Annotated in this window: 3 protein-coding genes; 2 read left to right on the forward strand and 1 reads right to left on the reverse strand. The window is 43.1% G+C overall.

Translation table 11 applies throughout. The annotated features are described in order from the left end of the window. Positions 1-423 precede the first annotated feature (423 nt). Positions 424-597 (reverse strand): hypothetical protein, encoded by a 174-nt coding sequence (locus tag AC06MN_RS10930; RefSeq protein WP_475672414.1) that lies wholly within the window; start codon positions 595-597, stop codon positions 424-426. Positions 598-874: 277 nt separating this feature from the next. On the opposite strand from AC06MN_RS10930, the gene AC06MN_RS10935 reads away from it, so the two are divergent. Then, positions 875-1,012, forward strand: a complete 138-nt coding sequence (locus tag AC06MN_RS10935; protein ID WP_475672415.1) for a hypothetical protein — start codon at positions 875-877, stop codon at positions 1,010-1,012. A 33-nt stretch (positions 1,013-1,045) separates the two neighbouring features. Then, the gene (locus AC06MN_RS10940) at positions 1,046-2,419 is read left to right on the forward strand and encodes a hypothetical protein (RefSeq protein WP_475672416.1); all 1,374 of its coding nucleotides are present in this window, start codon (positions 1,046-1,048) and stop codon (positions 2,417-2,419) included. Positions 2,420-2,452: the final 33 nt, after the last annotated feature.

The following is a 2,452-nucleotide window of genomic DNA, read 5'->3' on the forward strand; positions in this document are numbered from 1 at the left end:
AGACGAGTTCGCCGAAATACTCTGATGGACGACCCTTAGGGGCTTCAACCTCTACTGCGTGCTTTTTGAACGCCTGCTCAATAGCATCAAATCTTAACTTACTCATAACACAATGTTTTAAATTTTATTGATTTCTTAGAATATTGTCAGTATTTATTGTCAAAACGATAGAAATATTATCGTTTTCTCTTATTTGACGCTGCAAATTTACATCCTTTCTGCACTTTCTCCAAATTTTTGCTCGAAAAAATCACTTTTCCCCATCATTTTTCTCTTTTTGCCGCTCGTAAATGTCGAAAATGTTAGTCAAATATTGCAAAATAAAAGAATAATGCCACCGAATTTATATAATCGGTGGCATTATGCTCTAAAAATAGATAATTTTTGTAAAAACTGATGTCTTTTGGCTTGTTTCGTCTCGTATCAACTTGCGATTATACTCCTTATTATATTATAATAGTAAAACTTTGGGAATTTAGCAAAGCCGGTGACATCGACCAGCGGAGGCATCTGACCACTCATCTGCATCGGTGTGTTGTTGAGACGGAATTTGAGGCCGATGGCTGCGATGCCTCGGTCGTTGAGGAAGCGTGCCATTCCGTGCCATTCGCTCCACATCGTTGCTCCACGACGTTGCAAGGGTCAAGGGATACCTGATCCGCCCGCATTTATGAAGGGAATCACGCCATAAAAATGCGTGGTTCCTTTTCTTTGTTTTTCCCATTTTTCATCAATACCGCTCCTTTGAACCGGAAAAAGTTTGCAAAACGTCCGAAAATTGGGGGTAAAATAAAGAAATATACGTTTTGCACATAATTTTTCCTGAAAATTACTTAATTTTGCGCCCGATTTATATGAAATAAAACCTCACAATATGAAGAAACTGTATTTTACGCCTAAGTTTAAGGTTGTAGAGATCAAGGAGGCAGATATCATCTGCACGAGTCCTGGTGATGAAGTATCAGCGTTTTCGATTGAAGGAGGCGCTGGCTACACTGAGGAAGACTGGTAAATCAATGTGTCCAACCGTTAAAAAGCAAAGACAATGAAAAAGATATTTTTGAGTTTGGCAGCATTGATGATGATGACTGCCCCAGTGATGACCTCTTGTAGCAGCGAGGACCTCGACGAGGTGGCTCCTGTTGAGGAGGCAAAGGAGAATGTCGTGACTTTGACCATCGCCCCACCTGCGGCTGAGCCTGAGACCCGTGTGACGATGGGCGGCGATAAGGGTCTCACTATCGCCGGCTGGGAAAAGGGTGACGAGGTGATGGTGTATTTTGTTTTTAATAATAGTGGTGACTATACTGTGATTCTTGAAGATGGTGTTTCTTTCAAATGCACCGACCCTTCAAACGGAACCTTTACCGGCACCCTGCCTGAGGGCAAGACTCTCGATTACTATAATGTGGCTGTGTATGGTCATGGTTTAGATAATACCTCAACCAATTGTGTTGGTTTCTTCGAGAATATAGTTACAACAGATCTGAAGGAATTGGTATATCTTGTGGGTGAAATTAAAGACGGCAAATGTTCTATGTCCATTTTCAACAATATCATCAAGGTGAATAACATAGGCAAGCCGGTTACTGGAGCATGGAAGCGTACAGAAAGTGGTGATTATGTGCAGACATACTGTGCGCTTAATGCTGACCTTAAACCAACACCAGCCTATTATTTCACATCTTATGCTAATGCAAAACCCATTACCATTCCTGAAGGAGAAAGCTATATTCTGATGCCATGTTGGGAAGGCAAATTAGGCTTATTTACTGAAGACAACAAAACGATCATCCCACTAAAAGACTTTGGTCTTACCGGTAGTGGTGTCGGCAAGATTTACACATGTACTATTCCTATATTAAAAGGTACAGCCAAGAGAACCGGCAACATCGACGTAAACTGGGTGCAGCTCTGGGCAGATGGTCCTAAGTTCGCAGAGTACAACGTCGGTGCAGCAAACAACAAGGCTGAGGATTTTGGTGGTCTTTACCAATGGGGCGATTGGTTTAACAAGGGTGGTTACGAATATTATAAAGAGCATGGTACTCACCTGACTGGCGATAAAGACGCCGCCATCCACTACTGGGGCAGCAACTGGCGCATGCCAACATCTGGTGAACTTCAAGCTCTCCATGCTAATTGTGATGCAGAGTGGACAACGGTCAATGGTGTGGCTGGACGCAAGTTCACAGGCAAGGGCAATTTTAACACCTCCAGCATATTCCTTCCTGCTGCTGGTTGCTGGTACTATGATAGTCCCAACGAATACACCATCCAGAACGAAGGATACTATTGGTCTGCTGATCGTGTCTCCACCATCTCCTCGTATTGTCTGAAATTCGGTCCTGACTTTCAGAGTGTGGAAGATTACGATCGCATAAGGGACTGTTCTGTCCGCGCAGTGCTTGCCGAATAACTGAATTTTGAAAAAAACGGGTCAGAGGGCCAG

The organism is Candidatus Limimorpha sp. (assembly GCF_056203535.1).

Bases quoted from the DNA above. Each gene is read 5' to 3' on its own strand.
- AC06MN_RS10930 (WP_475672414.1), bottom strand. From the start codon at position 597: ATGGCACGCTTCCTCAACGACCGAGGCATCGCAGCCATCGGCCTCAAA.
- AC06MN_RS10940 (WP_475672416.1), top strand. From the start codon at position 1,046: ATGAAAAAGATATTTTTGAGTTTGGCAGCATTGATGATGATGACTGCC.
- AC06MN_RS10935 (WP_475672415.1), top strand. From the start codon at position 875: ATGAAGAAACTGTATTTTACGCCTAAGTTTAAGGTTGTAGAGATCAAG.